Origin of the sequence: Paludibacterium paludis (assembly GCF_018802605.1) — a bacterium.
GTDB lineage: Bacteria > Pseudomonadota > Gammaproteobacteria > Burkholderiales > Chromobacteriaceae > Paludibacterium > Paludibacterium paludis.
On record NZ_CP069161.1, the window covers coordinates 3,672,734 to 3,692,458 of the forward strand.

A 19,725-nucleotide genomic window follows, 5' to 3' on the forward strand; every position below is an offset into this window, starting at 1 on the left:
GATGTCTTTCAAGCAAAAAGCCCGCCACCGCCCGAAACAGGCAGAGAGCGGGCTTGAAGGAGAAACGTCCGGCGCTTATTCGGCGGCGGGGGTTTCTGCAGCGGCGTCGTCTTCGGCAACCTTGGCGGAAGAAGCCAGAACCACGGCGGTATCGCCGCCACGGATCAGGGCGGTCATTTCAACGCCTTGCGGCAGCTTCAGTTCGCTCAGGTGGATCGATTGGCCGGCCTTGATGGCGGACAGGTCGACTTCGATGAACTTCGGCAGCTCGGCCGGCAGGGCGCGCACGTCGATCTCGGTGATGATGTGCGAGATCTTGGCGCCTTGCAGCTTGACGGCTTCGGACACGTCGGCGTTCACGAAGTGCAGCGGCACCTTCACGTGAATCTTTTCGTTCATGTTCACGCGCTGGAAGTCGATGTGCATCACTTGCTGCTTGTACGGATGCATCTGGAAGTCACGCAGCAGAACCGGCTGCTTCTCGCCATCGATGACCAGATCCAGGATCTCGGTGTGGAACGCTTCGTTCTTCAGCGCGTAGTAGATCGGGTTGTGTTCCAGCACGATGCTGACGGCGGCAACATCGCCACCATAGATAACACCCGGCAGTTTGCCAGCGTGACGCAGGCGGCGGCTCGCACCAGTACCCATCTCTTCGCGCTTGGCTGCAATCAGTTCGAAAGCCATGTAAAACTCCAATTTTTCACGTTAAAGGCACCCTGCCCGCCGCGACCAGCGGGCAAGATGTTACGGCAGGCAGGCGCCTGACGAAACCAGATCCTCGTTGAAGAGGTACGATACCGATTCTTCGTTGTTGATGCGCCGCAGCGTCTCGGCCAGGAGGCCGGCGATCGAGCAGACGCGAATCCGCGGGCAGGCGCGCGCCTGGGCGGTCAACGGGATGGTGTCGGCCACCACCACCTGGTCGATATCGGAATTGGCGATGCGGTCCACCGCCTGGCCCGAGAACACCGCGTGGGTGGCGTAGGCCAGAACACGGTCGGCACCGCGCTCTTTCAGGGCGGACGCCGCCTTGCACAAGGTGTTGGCCGTGTCGATCATGTCGTCGACGATCAGACAGGTACGGCCGGACACATCGCCGATGATGTTCATGACCTCGGCCACGTTCGCCTTCGGGCGACGCTTGTCGATAATGGCGAGGTCGGTATTCAGCGCCTTGGCCATGGCGCGGGCGCGCACGACGCCGCCGACGTCCGGGCTGACCACGATCAGGTCTTCGATGCGCTGGGCGCGGATATCCTTGAGCAGGACCGGCGTCGCGTAAACGTTATCCACCGGCATGTCGAAGAAGCCCTGGATCTGGTCGGCGTGCAGATCGACGGTCAGCACGCGGTCGATTCCGGCCGAGGTCAGCATGTTGGCGACCAGCTTGGCGGAAATCGGCACACGGGCGGAACGCGGACGACGATCCTGACGGGCATAGCCGAAATACGGAATCGCCGCCGTAATGCGACCGGCCGATGCACGTCGCAGCGCATCGGCCATGGTCAGGATTTCCATCAGATTGTCATTGGTGGGATTGCAGGTGGACTGAAGAATGAAAACGTCGCGACCGCGCACGTTTTCCAGGAGTTCCACCGCCACTTCACCATCGCTGAAACGCCCCACATCCGCCCGTCCGAGCGAGATGTCCAGATGCTTGACCACGTTCTGAGCGAGTTCCGGGTTCGCGGTCCCGGTAAATACCATCAAACTGTCGTATGCCGCCATAACCTGTTTGCCTTAGCTGGATAAAGAAAAAGCGTGTAAGGGAAACTTACACGCTTTTTTTATGCTTCTCTATACGAGAAATAAGTGGCTGGGGAGGTAGGGATCGAACCTACGAATGCCGGAATCAAAATCCGGTGCCTTACCACTTGGCGACTCCCCAGTACTAACCTTTTCAGACGATGTCTTTTAGCGGGTGACAATTCATGCCTTTTGCAACAAATCCGCTATAACGCCCGGACATCGACCGGTAAACTTTATCTGCTTCGCTTCTCGACTCGACTTCGATAAAACAGCAACTTCCCGAGCCTGTCATCAGCGGCAAACCGTATTCTTTTAGCTCATTCAACAGTTCGCTTACCGCCGGATACCTATCGCAAACAACGCTTTGCAGATCGTTTCGTCGTCGCTGCGTTGTTTCGAGGATTGGCATTATGCTTGGGGCCGAATCCCTTGTCAACAACTTTGACGAAAAAATTTCAGCGGTCGGCACATTGACCCCGGGATGGAACACGCAATACCACATCGGAGGCACATCGATCGGGGTCAACAGTTCGCCGATTCCGGTGGCGAACGCGCTGTTTCCAAAGATAAAAACCGGCACATCGGCGCCAAGACGCACACCGAGTCCCATCAGGGTATCGCGGTCCACCCCCGTTCCCCACAGGTGATTGAGCGCCATCAGCACGGTCGCCGCATCCGAGCTTCCCCCGCCAAGCCCGCCCCCCATCGGGATACGCTTTTCGACATGAATCGTCGCGCCCAGGCCGGTTCCCGTAAAGGATTGCAGCAGTCGGGCGGCACGAACGACCAGATCCTGCTCGGCCGGAACACCGGCCAGTTCGCTGGAACGCTCGACAAGTCCGTCGTCCCGGATACGAATCTGCACGGTATCGCCGTAATCGAGGAAGTGGAATACGGTTTCCAGAAGATGGTAGCCATCACTGCGGCGGCCGGTCACTTTCAGGCCAAGATTGAGCTTGGCCGGCGCCGGAAAAGACAAGAGAGCTTGGGTCATCGGTAAAACTTCCGCCATCAGCGCCATTGCTGCATCACCAGACGCAGGGTCAGACGCTCGCGGGACAGATCGATTCGTTTCGGATAAGGAGAAGGCTGATCGGCATCGCGGGTGAAACGGATACGCCAGCCATCCTGCACCAGGGTGCCGTCGGGCAAGGTTTCAGCCGCCGCGCCGGGCGCCGCGCGTCCGCGCACCCACCAGGCGAGGTTGGCCATTGGCAACGGGAAGCCCAGACGCTCTTCGGTCAGCGTGTCGACATCGGGTGCCCGGTATGTCTTGCCATCACTGGTCAGTTCGACACCCGAGACATCGCGCACCAGTCGCGCCACGGTCGACCCCAGCGGGGTTTTCACGTCGAGCTCGTCGCGGCCGGGTTGATGGCGCCAGTCGAAACCGGCCATCTGCCCCTTGCCGTCGAAATTGACGGACAGACGTCCTGTCACATCGAATGGCGCATCGGTGGCGTCGCGGTTCTCCACCACGGGCCGCCACACCGTTTCGCTGGCGCAGCCTGTCAGTCCCAGCGCCGCGGCCGCCAGCAGCGCGATTGCCAGAGCGCGGCGCATCACGGCCTTTTCAGCAGACGCCGCGCCACGTCGCGCAGCACTTCGTGATTGGGATTGGCGCCGATGGCCTTATCCAGCACCTCGGTGGCCTTGTCGCGCTGACCGAGGGACCAGAGCACCTCGCCGTAATGGGCGGCGATCTCCGGATCCTCGACGGCCGAGTATGCCCGGAACAGATACTTGAGCGCCGCGTCTGGCTTGCCCATGCGGAACAGCAGCCAGCCCATGCTGTCCAGAATCATCGGATTATCGGGCATGGCCTTGAGGGCCTTGTCGATCAGCGCCTGCGCTTCCGCATAGCGGGTCGTGCGGGTCGCCAGCGTGTACCCCAGCGCATTGAGTCCCAGGGGTTCGTCGGGCTTCAGTTTGAGATAGGCGCGCAGGTCGCGTTCCGCATCGGCGCCGTTGCCCCGCATGTCGGCCACCAGGCCTCGCTCGAACAGCAGCTCCGGCGAAGCAGGCCGCGCCTTGAGCGCGCGCGTCAATACCGCGTTGGCCAGTTCGTAACGTTTGGCTTCGCGCGCCAACTGGGATTGCAACAGGGTCACTTGTGTGCGCTCCTGATCGCTGGCGCCCAGGTTATCGAGGCGCGCGACGGCCGCGTCGATCCGCCCCTCTTCCGCATCCAGCACGGCAAGCCGGGCCTGCGCGGCAAGATAGCGCGGCCCGGCGCCCACCGCGTCGTACCAACGGCGGGCGGTTTTCGGATCATGCGCCTCCTCGGCCACCTGCCCCAGGGTATACCGCAAAAAGTCCTGCTCGGGATGTCCGCTCTCGAGCGCGCCTTCCAGATGCTTGCGGGCGGCGATCAGATCCTTCATCTGGAACGCCATCAACCCGCACGCGTATTGCAGATCGCGCTGCCCGGGATTGGCGGCGAGCAGCGCGTCGAACGCGGCGCGCGCTTCCGGATATTGTTTTTGGGAAAGCAGCAATCGCGGGTAGGCGATCTTCAGCTCCATGCTGGCGTCGGGCCGTCGCGCCAGTTCCTTTTTCAGGAACGCCAGCGCCGCCTTGGAATCCTTGCGGTTCAGGCGGTCGGTCTGCCAGGCCACGGGCAGATCCCAGCGCGGAGCAAGGGTGGCGAGCCGGTCGAACTGGCGCTCGACCTCGGCGTCGTCATTCACCTCGGCGGCGATCGCGATCACCGCGAAGCGCGCTTCGGGCAGATCGGGAAAACGCGCCGCGATGGGGCGCACCAGCTTATAAGTGCCAAGCTTGTCCGTCTGGGACTGCGCAAGACGCGCCAGTTGCACGAAAAGAGCCGGAGCCCGGGCAGGCTCTTTCGCGAGAATCTCGTCGATCAGCGGCGCCGCGCGGTCGAGCTTTCCGGCGCGCAAGGTGGCAATCAGCAACTGCTCCCGCGCCGCATCGGAAGCCGGCTCGGTATCGGTCCACAATTTCAGGGCATCCAGCGCCAGCGGCAACTGCCCGGTGAACAGCGCGAACTCGGCGGAGCGCTGGGCAAACCGCGGATCGCGCGTGCGCTTGGCCAGATCGAGGTAAGTCGATGCCGACGCCGCGGCCTCGCCGCGCTGGGCGGCGATCTCGCTGGCCAGCACGCCATAGACGATGTCGGGCGTCAGCGAAATGCGCGGATAATTTGCCTCGGCCTCCCGCGCCCGCTTCTGGGCTTCTTCCATGGCTTCTTCCTGGCGCAACCGCGCGTTTTGACCCGCCTCTTCGGCCGTGGCGGCCGGACCGGGTCGGGGCGGGGAGGAAGCCGGCAGATGAGCGCACGCCGCCAGAGCAAGGGGAAGGAGAAGCGTCAGGTGTCGTTTTAACTGTGTCATCGCATTGCAATCTGAGGCTGGCGAACGGGTAGAATACCATTTCTGCACGATAATAATTCATCGCATCGAGGTAAATGGTCATATGCCCGAACTGCCCGAAGTGGAAACCACCCGCAAAGGCATCGAACCTTATCTGCAAGGCGCGACCGTCAGGGACGCCGATGTGCGCGAGCCCCGCCTGCGCTGGCCCGTCACGCCCGGACTGGATGCCCTGCTCAAGAATCTTCAGGTGCGTTCCGTCGCGCGGCGCGCCAAGTACCTGCTCATCGGCTTCGATCCGGGCACCTTGCTGATCCATCTTGGCATGTCGGGCAGTCTGCGCGTCGTCGACCACGACATGCCGGTTGAAAAACACGACCATGTGGACATCGTACTCGACGAGCGGCGCATCCGATACCGCGACCCGCGCCGCTTCGGCGCCATCCTGTGGTATCCGGGCGCGATCGAGACACACCCGCTGTTGGCCGGCCTCGGCCCCGAACCGCTCGGCCCGGCATTCGGCGGCGCGGTGCTCTTCAACGCCTCGCGCGGCAAGAGCCTCGCGGTCAAACCCTTTCTGATGGACAACCACGTGGTGGTCGGCGTCGGCAACATCTACGCCAACGAAGCCCTGTTCCAGGCCGGGATCCGTCCCGGCCGCGCCGCGGGACGGCTCACGCGCGCGGACTGCGACCGCCTGGCCCTCGCCATTCGCGATGTTCTGGCCCGCGCCATCGACGCCGGGGGCAGCACCCTGAAGGATTTTGTCGACGCCAGCGGTAAACCGGGCTATTTCCAGCAGAGCTACTTCGTCTACGGGCGAGCCGAAGCGCCATGCCTGCGCTGCGGCTCGCCGATCCGGCATATCAGACAGGGGCAGCGCAGTTCTTACTATTGCCCGCATTGCCAGCCGTGCTAGAGTGGACCCTTATTGCCGACCCAGCCCATGACAGACACTTTGAATACCCCACTCAAATCGACGTCGCCGCTCACCCGAGCGGCGCGACTCGCCCTGATGGGCGTGCATTTCCTTTATGGCTTCTACCTTCTGGCGTTCCGCTACCGGAAACTCGATCGCACGGCCCAGGTTCGGCTCGCCCGCCGCTGGTCGCTGCGCATGCTCAAGGTACTGGGCATTGAAGTCGTCATGCGGGGAGAGTGGCCGGGAGAATACCCGGCCAATACGCTGATGGTGGCCAATCACATTTCGTGGCTCGATATTTTCGCGCTGTCCAGTCAGACCATGACCCGTTTCATCGCCAAGATGGAAATCCGTCACTGGCCGGTGGTCGGCTGGCTGGTCCATGCCGGCGGCACCCTGTTCATCGACCGCACCAACCGGCGCGACGCGAGCCGGGTCAACCAGATCATGGCCGATGCCCTGCAATCCGGCGACTGCATGGCCGTCTTTCCGGAATCGACCACATCGGAAGGCAATGTTCTCCTGCCTTTCAAGTCATCGCTGTTCGAGTCGGCGATTCTGGCCGGCAGCCGCGTGCAACCGGTGACGCTTCGCTACCTGGACGCCAACGGCATCCCGACCACCGATCCGTCCTACGCCGGCGACACTACGTTCCGCGAAAGCCTCGCCGCCATCCTGCGCCACAAGGTGATCCGCGTGGAGGTGACTTTCGGGGAGTCCCTGGCGGCCGGCACGCCGCCCTACGACTCGCGCTTCGCGCTCGCCGAAGCCTCGCGCCGCGAGGTCGCCGCCGCGCTCAGGCTATCTCGCGATAGGCCGGACACGGACGGGCTGTCACCGCTCGATCCTCAAGCCGAAGTGCTGTAAGGCTGCCACCCCACAGGCACCCGGTATCGATCGCCATCACGTCATCGGTCAGCATCAGCCCCAGGGCCGACCAGTGACCGCAAACGATGGGCGTATCCTGACTGCGCCGGCGCTCGGACGCAAACCAGGGAATCAGATGGGATGGCGCGCCGGCCAGTTCTCCCTTGTACGCGAGGTCGAGATCGCCATCCCGGGTGATGAAGCGCATGCGCGTCATCGCGTTGACGATCAGGCGCAGGCGCTCCGCCCCCCTCAGCTCGTCCGACCAGCGGGTCGGCTTGTTGCCATAAAGGCGTGACAAAAGTTCGCGGTATCCGGGCCCCGACAACTCGCGCTCCACCTCCTCGGCCAGACGCAACGCCTTGTCGATCGACCACTCCGGCAGCAGGCCGGCATGCACCATCGCATAGCCGTTGGCGTAGATCATCAGCGGCTGACAGCGCAGCCAGTCAAGCATCAGCTTGCCGTCCGCGGCATCGAGGATCTCGAGCAGCGTATCATCGCCATGAATCTTGCCGAACCCTTCGGACACGGCAAGAAGATGCAGATCGTGATTGCCGAGCACCATTTCGACCGAATCGCGGTGGCGATAGACCCAGCGCAGCACTTCCAGTGACTCGGGACCTCGATTGACCAGGTCGCCGGTCAGCCACAAGGTATCCCTCCCGGGATTGAAATCGATATCGTTCAGCAGTTGCATGAACGGGGTGTAGCAGCCCTGAATGTCGCCGATCGCGTAGCAAGCCATAATTCGTTCCTCGTTGGGCGGGCCGGTGGCGAGGAGAGGCCGGCAAGGGCCCGCCTTGGGTCTGACCATGATACCCCATGCTACAATGCAACGCCTGCGTTACGATTGTGCAACGCCATTTCCATACCGATACCACCATGTCCAGACCCGATCTCAATCCGCCGCAGCGCGAGGCCATTCATTACCTCGACGGCCCCTTGCTGGTGCTCGCCGGAGCGGGCTCCGGCAAAACACGCGTGATCACCTTCAAGATCGCCCACCTGGTTCGCCACGCGGGTATCGATGCCCGCCATATCGCCGCCATCACGTTCACCAACAAGGCGGCGCGGGAAATGATGGAACGCGTCGGCAAGCTGTTGTCCGCCACGGAAGTCCGCGGCCTGACCGTCTCGACATTCCATTCGCTGGGCATGCAGATCCTGCGCCAGGAAGCCACGCACCTTGGCTACAAGACCCAGTTCTCCATTCTTGACGCCTACGATGCCGGAAAGATCATTTCCGACATTCTGAAAACCACGCACAAGGACGAGGTCCGCAAGGTTCAGTCGCAGATTTCGCTGTGGAAGAACGACTTCCTGTCGCCCGACGACGCCCTGGCCCGGGCCGGCGACGAATGGGAAGGCATCTGCGCCCGCACCTATATCGCCTATCAGGCGACACTGACCGCCTATCAGGCGATGGATTTCGACGACCTGATCCGCCTGCCGGTCGAATTGTTCCGCGCGCACCCCGACGTGCTGGAAAAATGGCAGAACAAACTGCGCTACCTCCTGATCGACGAATACCAGGACACCAACACTTGCCAGTACCAGCTCGTGAAACTGCTGACCGGCATCCGCGGCATGTTCACGGCGGTGGGGGACGACGATCAATCGATCTATGCCTGGCGCGGCGCCAACATGGAAAACCTGCGCCTTTTGCAGCAGGACTTCCCCAAACTCAGAATCATCAAGCTCGAGCAGAACTACCGTTCGACCGCCCGTATTCTGTCGGCGGCCAACAGCGTGATCGCCAACAATCCCAAATTGTTCGAGAAGCGCCTGTGGAGCGAACTCGGACTTGGCGAGCCGATCCACGCCGTGCAGTGCAAGGATGACGACCACGAGGCGGAAACCGTCATTCAGCGCCTGCTGGCCCACAAATTCGAGCACCGCACCCGCTTTGACGACTACGCCATCCTGTACCGCGGCAACTATCAGGCGCGCCTGTTCGAACAGGCGTTGCGCAATCACCGCGTGCCCTACCAGATGTCCGGCGGACAGTCCTTCTTCGACAAGGCCGAAATCAAGGACGTGATCGCCTACATGCGCCTGATCACCAACCCCGACGACGACCCGGCCTTCATCCGCGCCCTGACCACCCCGCGCCGCGGCGTCGGCGCCGTCACCCTGGAAAAGCTCGGCGCCTATGCCGGACAGCGCAACAAGAGCCTGTTCGCCGCCGCGCATGAGGAAGGCTTCCAGCATCAGGTGCAAGCCGCCCAGCTCGCGCCGCTGCTTGAATTCTGCCAGTTCATCAACGCGCTGCAATACCGCGCACTGCGCGAGCCCGCGGGCGAACTGGCCGAGGAAATGCTCAAGGCCATCGGCTACGAAGCCTGGCTGTACGAAACCGAAGAGCCCCGCCCGGCCGAAGTGAAATGGCAGAACGTGATGGAAATGACGGCATGGTTGGCGAAGAAGGGACTCGCCGACAACAAGACCCTGATCGACCTGACCCAGACCATCGCTCTGATCACCATGCTGGAAGGACGCGACGAAGGGGACGTCGATGCGGTGAAGATGTCCACACTGCATGCCTCAAAAGGCTTGGAATACCCCCATGTGTTTCTCGTTGGCTGTGAGGAAGGCATCCTGCCGCACCAGGAGTCCGTCGACAACGGCATGCTGGAAGAAGAGCGCCGACTGATGTACGTCGGCATCACCCGGGCGCAAAAGAGCTTGACGCTCACCTATTGCGTGAAGCGCCGCCGGGCGGGTGAGTGGCAGTTCGTCGACCCCTCGCGCTTCATCGACGAAATCGGCGCCGACGATGTTCGTCATTTCGGGCGTCCCGGCGCCGAGCCCGTCGTCAGCCGCAACGAAGGCAAGGCGCGCCTGGCGAGCCTGAGCCAATTGCTCGGTCAGAAAGCGCGTAGCGAAGACCAGGAAGGCAAATGAACCGAAAAAATGGCGCCAAACGGATTTGGCGCCATGAAACATGAGGAACATCTCTGGGAATGGACAGGAGCCCACGAATGCTCCCGCCCCCAGCCAGAACAAGGTAGGTCACGCCAGAATGAAACGAAACTGGCAAAACCTGCAATTTCTCGCCGGTCAGAAAGGTCATCATGCCTGACCCATTAAACCGGGGCACCTGACCTTTAGGACAGTCAACGAAGCCGGAACGGCACGGGCACCAGCACCTCCGACTCGCGCGCGACGCCACCGCGTGTGGCCGGCACAAAGCGCCAGGATGACACGGCGTCCAGCGCCGCCTTGTCAAGCCGTCCGAAACCGCTGCTGCGCTCAAGACGAACGGATCGCACCTTGCCCACCGCATCCACTTCGGCCCGCACCACCACCCGCCCCTCTTCCCCCTGTTCGCGCGAACGCCACGGATACTCGGGAACCGGATTACGCAAATACTCGGGCCGGTAATCCGCGGGGCGGTCATCGACAAGCACGCCAGCCTGCCCCCCTCCCTGCCCGGCCATCGCCGCCGCGCCATCCGTTCCGGCCGCCCCCCCTGTCGCGCCGGATCGCTCTTTGGGCTGAGGAACGACAACTTCCGCGCGTGCGCCGCTTTGCGCCGGCGGCCCCACAACCGGCGCGGGTTTCGCCGGCGCTTTAGACGAACCGGGCCTCCCGGCGGCCATTCGCTGAGCGGGTGCGCGGGGCGGCATCAACGCCCGGGGAGCGGCGGTCTGAGGCTCCGGTCCGGCCAGCGTCAACGTCAGCGACGACGAGACCGCGGGCGCCGGCGACCGGCCCGCGGGCCAGGCCGACAGAATGATCCCGTGCGCGAACAGCGACAGCAAAAGCGCCGTCAGCAGCGCAGGGGGGCGGAATGCCGGGCGTAATGGAACCATGCGATAAAGGTGCAGGCCATATAAAACGTCAGGAACATCAGGAAAGCGGGCAGGAAACTGTCGAACAGATCCAGCGACGTTCCGAACGACTTGGGAATAAAGAAGCCGCCAAGCGCCGCCAGTACCGAACTGACGTTCATCGCCGCCGCTCCGCGACGGCCGCCCTCGGCATAAGCATCGGCCATCGTCCGTCCGGTTTTGGCCGCGTTCAGGCCGGCATCGATCAGGTGCACCTTGGGCGCCAACTGATACGACGAGCCGTTACCAATCCCAGCGGCAAGGAACATTACCTGGAACAACAGGAAAAACAGCACGAAGGAGCCTCCGCCGGCCGGACCGGGCAAGGCGAAATACAGACCGAGGCATGCCATGCCCATCGCCGCGTTGCACAGCATGGTGGTCATGCCGCCGCCAACGCGGTCGCCGCACCAGCCGCCGATCGGCCGCGACAGGGCGCACAGCATCGGACCGACGAACGCGAGCGTGGTGGCATTGCTGCCGGGAAACATGTAGCGGGCCAGCAGCGGATACGCCATGGAGAATCCGAGAAAGGTGCCGTAGCTACCCAGATACAGGATGCCCACATACCAGGTGTGTGGATGCTTCATGATGCGCAGCTGGTCGCGCGGCGTCATCTTGAGTTTGGGAAGGTCATGCGAATACAGCAGGCACAGCACGGCAATCACCAGAATGGGAACGATCCAGATGTAACCCGCATTTTGCAGCCACACGGCATGAACATCGCTCCCCAGCCCCCAGATCTGGGGCTCGCCGCCGCGCCAGCCGAACAGCTCGACCGAAATCACCAGTGGAATAAGCAGTTGCGCGACCGACACGCCAAGATTTCCCATGCCGGCATTCATGCCCATCGCGAAACCCTTGGCCGATTTCGGATAAAAAAAGCTGGTATTGGGCAAATGCGATGCCGATGCCCCACCACCGAAACCGCATAAGGCGCCGATCATCAACAACATGGGAAATGGCGTGGAGATATCCTGCACGGTATGCGCCACCCCGAAGGTCGGGATCAGCAACAGCAGAGTGGAGACCCCCACCCAAGTCCCCCCCCCCACCCAACTCCAGATCCATGAATAGATGACGCGCATGAACGCGCCGACCAGCGGCGGAATGGAGACAAGCAGGAACTGCTGCTGGCCGCTCAGTAAAAACCCGACCTGGGGCAGGTTCACCACCACCATGCTCCACATCATCCAGACATTGAAATTCAGGTGCAGCGCCAGGGTCGACAGAATCAGATTGCGTTTGGCGATGCGACGCCCATGGAGCGACCAGAAAATAATGTTTTCAGGTTCCCAGCGTTTGATGCGGATGGTCATGGATAGGGTACCGGCTAGCTGAATTGCGGGCGCGCAAAAACGCGTTCCGTCAAGGATACCATCCAAAAAACACAAAAGCCTTGATGTATATCAAAACATCATTCCGCCAATCATGCCGTTTCACGCAGTTTCAGCGCCTCGACGATATCGACCGCCACAATACGGCTCACCCCCTGCTCCTGCATGGTCACGCCAACCAGTTGCTCGGCCATTTCCATGGTCAGGCGATTATGCGAGATGTAGAGGAACTGGGTGTTTTCAGACATTTTCTTGACCAGATCGCAAAAACGGCTGGTATTGGCGTCATCCAGCGGGGCATCGACTTCGTCCAGCAGACAGAACGGCGCCGGGTTGAGACTGAACAGGGAAAACACCAGACTCATCGCGGTCAGGGCCTTCTCGCCGCCGGACAGCAAATGGATGCTGCTGTTTTTCTTGCCGGGCGGCTGGGCGATGATCTGAATGCCGGCATCCAAGAGATCCTCTCCGGTCAGCACCAGCTCGGCACGCCCCCCGCCGAACAGTGTCGGGAAAAACTCGCTCATGCGCGCATTGACCGCATCATAGGTGGCCTTGAGCAGATCGCGGGTTTCCCCGTCGATCTTGCGGATCGCGTCCTCCAGCATGGCCATGGCTTCCAGCAGGTCGGTCGACTGTCCGGCGAGGTATTCGCCCCGCTTCCGGGCCTCTTCCAGCTCTTCGAGCGCGGCAAGATTGACCGCCCCCAAGCCCTCGATGGCACGGGCGAGCTTGGCGATTTCACTCATGAGGGAAGACGGTTTCACCGCGTCGGTAAGCAGGGGCAACAGCGCCGTTTCGTCGACACCGGCCTCGGCCAGCTCCTCGGCAAAACGCTCCATCGCCAGCCGCGCTTCCTGATGACGCAGCAAGCACGCGGAACGCGCATCGCGCAAGGCGGGCAGATCGGTCTGCAGAACCTGCTGGCGCTGGGCGAGTTCGCGCAGGCGTTCAGTCAACCCGTTCAGGCTGTCGCGTGCCAGCGCCAGCGCGCCCTCCTCAGCCTCGCGGCGCGTCAGCGCCTCCTGCAGGGCCTCCTCGGGCACCGCCTCCTCGACCACTTCACCTTCCAGCACCAGCGTTTCGAATTTGTCGTCAAGCAGCCCCGAACGCTCATCCAGCTCTTCCTGGCGACGCACCAGCATATCGAGGCGTTGCTGCGATGTACTCAGCGCCAGCGTGGCTTCGTGCACCAGCCGTTCGCCATCGCGGCTCTGATTGCGCGCCAGCTCCAGACCGGTTTCAGCGTCCAGGCGCCCAAGACGCGCCTCCTCGGTCAGCATGGACAGTTCCTCCAAACGCATCTCGGCCTCTTCGGCGACCAGCCCCGCCTCGTCGATTCGCAGCTTCGCGTCCTCGCGCGCGCCGGCGATCGCCGACAACTCCTCCTCGATGGCCGCCAAACGCCTGGCGCCTTGCCGGGCGGCCTGATCGAGCCGCACCTCCGCCAGGGCGGCGTCGTTGCGCTCGGTCTCCAGACGCGACATGGAGCCTTTCTGGGCGCGGATCGCTTCGGCCAGCATGCCAGCCTGGCTCGCGACGGCATCGCGACGGCGGCCGGCGGTCTCCAGCTCGGGCTCCAGCGCACCGATCGCCGCCCCCAGCTCATCGAGGCGCGTTTTCTGCTCCATCACGCCGCCACCGGACTCCGCCGCATGGTAGGTCACGAAGGACCGACCCACACGGTGCCCCTCGGGCGTCACGAACACGGCGCCGGGGGGCAGCCCGGCGCGCGCCGACAACGCCTCCTCGAGCGTGGCGGCAAGGTAGATGCCGGACAGCCACTCGCCGAGCGCCGCAGCGAACGGCGCATCCACGACGACCTTGTCCCGAAGACAGGGGGCCGCGAACACCGCCGCGGGCGGTGCGACGCCGTTGCCATCCACCAGAGTCAGGCGAGCCGGCGGAATCTCGCCGGCGAGAGGCGCGGCGCGCGAGGAGAGCCGCGCGCCAAGCACCGCCTCCAGCGCGACACGCCATTGGGCATCGACGGACAGGGACTGCCACAACACCGGCGCCGACGCCAATCCTTGCGCATCGACCCAGTCGCCCAGCGCCGCGTCGGCCTCGGCCGCCGCCAGCAACGAGGCGCGCGCCGACTGCTCCGCGCGCAAACGCGCCACCTCGGCGCCCATCCTCGCCAGATCGCCATCCAGGCGCTCCCGCTCGGCGGCGAGGTCCGCCAGCCGCTCTTCGTCCGCCTCCAGACGGCGGCGCACACCATCGACCGCTTCCGCGGCACGTCGCGCGTTCTCGCGCGCCGCAGCAAGCGCGTCGCCGTCCGGTAACGCCAGGGCACGCAACTCGTCCCGCAGCGCCGTCTCGCGCAGGCCAAGATCGTGCAGATTTCCGCCCAGCAGCCCGGCCTGCTGCCGGGCCAGATCCCGTTCGCGCGTCAGCCGCGAAGTTTCGGCCTGCAGCGACGACAACTTCGCGTCCGCCTCACGAAAACGCGCCTCGGTCTCGGGCAGCCCCTCGCTGCCTTCCTCGAAACACAGCCGCGCCTCTTCCAGGACCAGTCGCGCCTCCTCATTGCGCGAGCGCCAGTGTTCCAGCTCCGCGCCGGTCTCGTCGCGGCTGGCTTGCAGCAGCTGCCGCTCCTGGGCCAGCGCGGTTTTTTCCCTTTCAACGCGCACCCGGTTCTCTTCCCGGTGACGGTGCTTTTCTTCCAGGCGGGCCATCGCGGCATTGGCCTCGAACAAACGCTGCTGGACTTCGTGCACCGCGTCACCCGCGGCGAAATGCGCCTCGCGCACCGCTCCGAGTTCGACGTCGGTGGACGTCAGAGCGGCCTCGAGTCCGGCCTCCTCGGTTTCGATGCGCGCGAGCTCCGCGCGCGCCGCCGCTTCGTTGCGCGCCGCCTCTTCGCGCCGCGCCAGCGCCAGCAGGTTCTGCTTTTGCGTCAGAGTGGCGCGCAAGTCGTGATATTGCCCGGCCACTTCGGCCTGCTCGGACAGCCTCTCGACCTGCCGCTCCAGCTCCTGACGCAAATCCTCGATGCGCTCCAGATTGTCGCGGGTATCCTTGAGGCGGTGCTCCGTTTCCCGCCGGCGTTCCTTGTAGCGGGAGACACCCGCCGCTTCCTCGAGATACGCCCTCAGTTCCTCGGGGCGCGCCTCGATGATGCGGGAAATCATGCCCTGCTCGATCACCGCGTAACCGCGCGCGCCAACGCCTGTTCCAAGGAACAGATCCGTGATATCCCGGCGACGGACCTGCTGACCATTGATGAAGTAGCTCGACTCCCCCTGACGCGTCAGCACCCGGCGAATCGCCACCTCGGCATAGGCGCCCCAGGGGCCGACCAGCTGGCCATCGCCGTTGTCGAACACCAGCTCGACGGATGCCCGGGATACCGGCTTGCGGGTCGAGGATCCGTTGAAAATCACGTCCTGCATCGATTCCCCGCGCAACTGACGCGCGGAGGATTCGCCCAGCACCCAGCGCACGGCATCGATCACATTCGACTTGCCGCAACCGTTGGGGCCGATCACCGCCACCAGTTGGCCGGGAACGGCGATACTGGTCGGATCGACAAAGGATTTGAAGCCCGAAAGCTTGATATGGGTCAGCCGCAAGGTACACTTCTTTCCGGATCAGACAGACAGAACATTTGGTGAATCCCGCATTCTACCAAGCCTGTGGCTCGACACCACTGCCGTCGCGACTCGGGCGCTGCCGACAAACGGCAGTTGTGCCATAATGGCCGCATGGAATCCTTGACCCTTTCCAATCAGTTCCTCATCGCGATGCCGAACATGGCCGATCCATTGTTCGCACGGGCGCTGGTCTACCTGTGCGAGCACGGAGAGCACGGCGCCATGGGATTGATCGTCAACAAGCCGTCGGGCGTGGCGCTTGCCCAGCTGTTCGACCAGATCGACCTGCCACTGGACAAGTCCGCGACGGGATCCCGGCCGGTCTATTTTGGCGGGCCGGTTCAGCCCGACCGCGGCTTCGTGCTGCACACCCCGGTCGGCGACTGGCAATCGAGCCTGACCGTCTCGGACGACATGGCCTTGACCACGTCAAAAGACATCCTGCTTGCCGTATCGGAAGACAAGGGACCGGAACGCTTTCTCGTGACGCTCGGCTATTCGGGCTGGCAAAGTGGACAGCTCGAACAGGAGATCGCCGCCAACGCTTGGCTCACGGTAGCCACCGATCCGTCCATCATTTTCGAGGTACCGCCCGAGGAACGCTACGACAAGGCCATGGCGCTGCTCGGCTTCGACCCGTCCCTGCTGTCCGGGGACATCGGTCATGCATGACGGAACCGCCCTCGCCTTCGATTTCGGCGAACGGCGCATCGGCATCGCGATCGGTGAGCCGCTGGTCGGCGTGGCGTCCCCTCTTGCGACCATCGACAGAGAAATCAACGACGAACGCTTCGCCGCGATCGCTTCGCTCATCGAGCAATGGCGGCCCGCCCATCTGGTCGTGGGACTGCCCGTTCACGCCGATGGCACCGAACACGACATGACCCGTCTCGCGCGCCGTTTCGCGCAACGCCTGAAGGGGCGGTTCGGCTTGCCGGTATGGCTGGTCGACGAACGGCACACCTCGCTGCTGGCCGAATCGATGCTCAAGGAAGCCGGCGTGCGGGGCCGCAAACAAAAGCCCATGCTCGACCAGGTCGCCGCCCAGGCGATTTTGCAAACCTGGTTCGACGTTCCCGGAATGCCTCTCTGATGCTCTTGTCGCAACGCACCCGTACCAGCCTGCTGATGCTGGGCTTTTTGCTGTCCGTCACCTCGCTGATCGCCTTGCTTCTGGCGCCGGAGCGCGGCATGAGGGACTGGAAGGAAACCCGCGCCACCATTCTGGAAAGTCGGGCGCGCGTCATTGTCGACCCGGACAATCCGGACAAAATGCATTGGGAACCGATGGTGTCGTATCGTTACATCATCGATGGTGTGACGTACTACCGGGAAAAAGTCTTCGCCATCGACACCAGCCTGCCGGCCGATATGTCGCAGGCGGAGGATGTGGTGCGCCGCTATCCGAAAGGCAAGGTGGTGCCGGTTTTCTACGACCCGCTTCACCATGACCATTCCGTGCTGGTCAAAGGTGGCGACAATCCCATCCGCTACGGCAAGATCACCCTGGCCGTGCTGACCGCCCTGATCGGGAGCGCCTTGTTCAGCGTATTCCGGCAACGGAGACAAGCACGCCGAACTCCCCCGTCGCCATGAAAAAAACCGGCATGTCGCCGGTTTTTTTCATCAGGTCAGCCGCGGCCTTTGCGCGGCGCGCGCGCCGGATTGTCCGGCGCGGCCTTGCCCTGACGTTCGAGGCGGTGCGCTTCGCGCTCCGCACGCAACCGCTGCTCGGCCTCGCGCGCGGCCTTTTCCCATACGACCCACTCTTCGGGGCGCTCGAGACTTAACCGGCCGACCTGCCCGGCACGGAAATCGGTCAGGATGATCTCCGCGGTTTTCTGGATATTCACCCGCCCGCCGCCCAGCATGGCGCCGCGCCGCCTGCCGATGGCCTCCATCACCTCGTAATCCTGGCGCCCGTTCATCTCGCCGATCTTGTAGCGCTCCCCGAGCTGATCCGGATAATGACGCATCAGGTAGGCGATCAATTCCAGCGCCACCTCTTCTTCGTCCATCGCATTGCGGCCCACCGCGCCGCTCGCGGCCAGATTGTACCCGCCCTGCTCGACGATGATTTTCGGCCACAGCATGCCGGGAGTGTCGACAAGCTCGAAGTCGTCGGCCAGCAAAATGCGCTGCTGCCCCTTGGTGATACCCGGTTCGTTGCCGGTTTTGGCGATGCGCCGTCCGGTAAGACTGTTGATCAGCGTCGACTTTCCCACGTTGGGAATGCCGCAGATCAGCACGCGCAGGGGTTTTTCCAACCCGCCCCGTCCCGGAGCCAGCTCCCGGCACGCCGCGATCAGACGCTGGGCCGGTGCCCGCTCGCCGGCATCCAGACCAATGGCGCGCGTTCCCGGGCGGCGCTCGTAGTGGTCGAGCCACAGGGCGGTGACCGCCGGATCGGCCAGATCCTGCTTGTTGAGGATTTTCAGTGACGGCTTGCCGCGGGTCATCGCCGCGATCATCGGATTCGCGCTGGAGCCCGGCAGGCGCGCATCCAGCATTTCGATCACCACATCAATGTCTTTGAGCCGCGTGGACAATTCCTTGCGGGCCTTGTTCATGTGCCCGGGAAACCATTGGATAGCCATGGATTAACGCTTTCGTAAGGGCTCGACAAGATCCAGCAAGCCGTTGTGGTTGAGTTCGTGCGCAAGAGCCAGCAAGCGTCCGATTTCTCCGGGGGGAAATCCCTTGCGGGCGAACCACGCGAGATAATGACCGGGAAGATCGACGATCGCCCGCCCCTTGTATTTACCGTAGGGCATTTGCCGGCTCACCAGCAATTCGAGGTCGGCGGCATCCATCCGGCCGGCTCCTGATCTGTGGACAAGGAGGCGAATTGTGCCAAAGAGTCGCCGTCCACGCCAGCGCCACGCGCCGGGAGGAGGGTTTATACCGGCATGGGCTTGCCGGCGTTCAGATACAGAAAACCCTTGACGATCCGGTAGAGGTACCACAGAAACAGGATAAACAGGAGCACGAAGCCGACCAGCATCCACATCGACACCCAGCCGACGACACCTCCCGCGAGCGTGCCCCAGAAGGTTCGTATCTGCCAGTGGAAATGGCTGTCGTAAATCGTGCCGCGCACTTCGTCGCGCTTGAGGTAATTGATGGCCAGACCGATCAGCGCACCGATGCCGGTCACCAGCGCGACGGCCTGCAGGACATACACGGCCAGGGTTAAATTGGACAGGGTGTGTTGCGCTCGGACCATACGGCCTCCCCCCGAGTTCGGATTAAGCAAACAGCTTGATGCACTCGCATGTTCTTTCACGCAAATGCTGCTGCAAGCGCAATGTCGAGTCAAGGACAGAGGTCAACTCTTTTGCTGATTGCACGGCGTCCGGCAGGCAATCGGACCACACGGACAGCAGGGGGGAAGGCACCGCAACACGGCCATCTCCGCCCAACATGGGCAGGACTTCGGGGATGGCGACGATGCCGGTCAGCGAGCGGATACGCCGCACGGCCAGATCGAATACCGGCAACCGCTCGATGCCAAGCGCGACGCGCGAGATCCCTAGCAGCAAAAGACGCGCGGCCATCCAGTCGGCCGCGTCGCTCAGTTGCCCGGGACATCGGGAATGCCGTTCCGACCGCCGCGCGGCGAACAATACGGCCAGGGTGCGCACTCCGGGCAGCAGCGACTCGACGATCAGCGGCCGGCCGCGCACCTCTTGCCCCAGGCGGGCGACAACAGCGGCATCGTGCCCGCATGACAACCACTCGCCATCGGTCAACAGCACGAAAGGCGAACGCGTCACGGTCGGCGCGGGTACGGCGGAATGCGCGATCTGCCGCGCCACGAATAATTCATTCATCACGAAACCCCCTTGCGGCGACAAGGGCGGAATCGGACAACTGCAAAAACAAATGCCGCCAATGTCGCGGCGGCATTTGCTGGAATTGTCCGGTGTTTTTTACCTTTTCTCAGGCCAACACGGTTCCCTGGCGCCGCCGATCGTCGCGGTACCAATAATAGGAAACAGTGAAAAAAGCCTGGGAAAAAGTCGTCATGACTTCATCGTGCCCCCTCCCGGGCCGCCTGTCAAGCAAGGCAATCTC

Annotated in this window: 19 protein-coding genes and 1 tRNA gene; 6 read left to right on the forward strand and 14 right to left on the reverse strand. The window is 63.1% G+C overall.

Annotation, left to right across the window (positions count from 1 at the left end; translation table 11 throughout):
• Window positions 1-75: 75 nt before the first annotated feature.
• The 6 genes from JNO50_RS17035 to JNO50_RS17060 all read right to left on the reverse strand — a co-directional run bounded on the left by JNO50_RS17035 (window position 76) and on the right by JNO50_RS17060 (window position 5,108).
• Window positions 76-687, reverse strand: coding sequence for a 50S ribosomal protein L25/general stress protein Ctc (locus JNO50_RS17035; RefSeq protein WP_189531667.1), 612 nt, complete (start codon window positions 685-687; stop codon window positions 76-78).
• Window positions 688-747: 60 nt separating this feature from the next.
• Entirely contained in the window at window positions 748-1,731 is a 984-nt protein-coding gene (locus JNO50_RS17040; protein ID WP_189531669.1) for a ribose-phosphate pyrophosphokinase, read from the reverse strand.
• An 85-nt stretch (window positions 1,732-1,816) separates the two neighbouring features.
• Window positions 1,817-1,891, reverse strand: a tRNA-Gln gene (locus JNO50_RS17045).
• Window positions 1,892-1,903: 12 nt separating this feature from the next.
• Window positions 1,904-2,773: a 4-(cytidine 5'-diphospho)-2-C-methyl-D-erythritol kinase gene (gene ispE, locus JNO50_RS17050; protein ID WP_189531671.1), complete on the reverse strand. Its 870-nt coding sequence runs from the start codon at window positions 2,771-2,773 to the stop codon at window positions 1,904-1,906.
• On the reverse strand, window positions 2,764-3,315 hold the full coding sequence (gene lolB, locus JNO50_RS17055; RefSeq protein WP_189531673.1) for a lipoprotein insertase outer membrane protein LolB: 552 nt from the start codon (window positions 3,313-3,315) through the stop codon (window positions 2,764-2,766). Before lolB ends, ispE begins: the two co-directional genes overlap by 10 nt.
• On the reverse strand, window positions 3,315-5,108 hold the full coding sequence (locus JNO50_RS17060; RefSeq protein ID WP_189531675.1) for a tetratricopeptide repeat protein: 1,794 nt from the start codon (window positions 5,106-5,108) through the stop codon (window positions 3,315-3,317). The genes lolB and JNO50_RS17060 overlap by 1 nt, the downstream gene beginning before the upstream one ends.
• Window positions 5,109-5,190: 82 nt before the next feature.
• On the opposite strand from JNO50_RS17060, the gene mutM reads away from it, so the two are divergent.
• Together mutM and JNO50_RS17070 are read left to right on the forward strand one after the other, a co-directional pair.
• Complete coding sequence (gene mutM, locus JNO50_RS17065; protein WP_189531677.1) at window positions 5,191-6,006, forward strand: bifunctional DNA-formamidopyrimidine glycosylase/DNA-(apurinic or apyrimidinic site) lyase; 816 nt, start codon at window positions 5,191-5,193, stop codon at window positions 6,004-6,006.
• 27 nt (window positions 6,007-6,033) lie between these two features.
• The gene (locus JNO50_RS17070; RefSeq protein ID WP_189531679.1) at window positions 6,034-6,876 is read left to right on the forward strand and encodes a lysophospholipid acyltransferase family protein; all 843 of its coding nucleotides are present in this window, start codon (window positions 6,034-6,036) and stop codon (window positions 6,874-6,876) included.
• Here the strand turns inward: JNO50_RS17070 and JNO50_RS17075 are convergent.
• A complete protein-coding gene (locus tag JNO50_RS17075) occupies window positions 6,806-7,624 on the reverse strand; it encodes a symmetrical bis(5'-nucleosyl)-tetraphosphatase (RefSeq protein WP_189531681.1) in 819 nt (272 codons plus the stop codon). The two genes, JNO50_RS17070 and JNO50_RS17075, sit on opposite strands and share 71 nt — an antisense overlap.
• A 137-nt stretch (window positions 7,625-7,761) precedes the next feature.
• Here JNO50_RS17075 and JNO50_RS17080 point away from each other — a divergent pair, with 137 nt between their 5' ends.
• Window positions 7,762-9,783: a UvrD-helicase domain-containing protein gene (locus tag JNO50_RS17080; RefSeq protein ID WP_189531684.1), complete on the forward strand. Its 2,022-nt coding sequence runs from the start codon at window positions 7,762-7,764 to the stop codon at window positions 9,781-9,783.
• Window positions 9,784-9,995: 212 nt separating this feature from the next.
• Here the strand turns inward: JNO50_RS17080 and JNO50_RS17085 are convergent, their stop codons facing one another.
• The 3 genes from JNO50_RS17085 to smc form a co-directional block, all read right to left on the reverse strand.
• Window positions 9,996-10,694, reverse strand: coding sequence for an energy transducer TonB (locus JNO50_RS17085; RefSeq protein ID WP_189531686.1), 699 nt, complete (start codon window positions 10,692-10,694; stop codon window positions 9,996-9,998).
• On the reverse strand, window positions 10,652-12,031 hold the full coding sequence (locus tag JNO50_RS17090) for an MFS transporter (protein ID WP_189531689.1): 1,380 nt from the start codon (window positions 12,029-12,031) through the stop codon (window positions 10,652-10,654). Before JNO50_RS17090 ends, JNO50_RS17085 begins: the two co-directional genes overlap by 43 nt.
• Window positions 12,032-12,141: 110 nt before the next feature.
• Entirely contained in the window at window positions 12,142-15,627 is a 3,486-nt protein-coding gene (gene smc, locus JNO50_RS17095; RefSeq protein WP_189531691.1) for a chromosome segregation protein SMC, read from the reverse strand.
• Between the two features lie 132 nt (window positions 15,628-15,759).
• Between smc and JNO50_RS17100 the strand changes: the two genes are divergently transcribed.
• The 3 genes from JNO50_RS17100 to JNO50_RS17110 are packed head-to-tail and all read left to right on the forward strand — an operon-like array spanning window position 15,760 to window position 17,244.
• Window positions 15,760-16,320 (forward strand): YqgE/AlgH family protein, encoded by a 561-nt coding sequence (locus JNO50_RS17100; RefSeq protein ID WP_189531692.1) that lies wholly within the window; start codon window positions 15,760-15,762, stop codon window positions 16,318-16,320.
• Window positions 16,313-16,741, forward strand: a complete 429-nt coding sequence (gene ruvX / locus JNO50_RS17105; protein WP_189531694.1) for a Holliday junction resolvase RuvX — start codon at window positions 16,313-16,315, stop codon at window positions 16,739-16,741. Before JNO50_RS17100 ends, ruvX begins: the two co-directional genes overlap by 8 nt.
• Entirely contained in the window at window positions 16,741-17,244 is a 504-nt protein-coding gene (locus JNO50_RS17110; protein WP_189531696.1) for a DUF3592 domain-containing protein, read from the forward strand. Before ruvX ends, JNO50_RS17110 begins: the two co-directional genes overlap by 1 nt.
• Window positions 17,245-17,279: 35 nt before the next feature.
• Here the strand turns inward: JNO50_RS17110 and ylqF are convergent, their stop codons facing one another.
• The 4 genes from ylqF to JNO50_RS17130 form a co-directional block, all read right to left on the reverse strand.
• Window positions 17,280-18,245: a ribosome biogenesis GTPase YlqF gene (ylqF, locus tag JNO50_RS17115; RefSeq protein WP_189531698.1), complete on the reverse strand. Its 966-nt coding sequence runs from the start codon at window positions 18,243-18,245 to the stop codon at window positions 17,280-17,282.
• A gap of 3 nt (window positions 18,246-18,248) precedes the next feature.
• Complete coding sequence (locus JNO50_RS17120) at window positions 18,249-18,461, reverse strand: DUF3820 family protein (protein WP_189531700.1); 213 nt, start codon at window positions 18,459-18,461, stop codon at window positions 18,249-18,251.
• A gap of 86 nt (window positions 18,462-18,547) precedes the next feature.
• On the reverse strand, window positions 18,548-18,874 hold the full coding sequence (locus JNO50_RS17125) for a DUF4870 family protein (RefSeq protein WP_189531701.1): 327 nt from the start codon (window positions 18,872-18,874) through the stop codon (window positions 18,548-18,550).
• 22 nt (window positions 18,875-18,896) lie between these two features.
• Entirely contained in the window at window positions 18,897-19,481 is a 585-nt protein-coding gene (locus tag JNO50_RS17130) for a hypothetical protein (protein WP_189531703.1), read from the reverse strand.
• Between the last annotated feature and the right edge of the window lie 244 nt (window positions 19,482-19,725).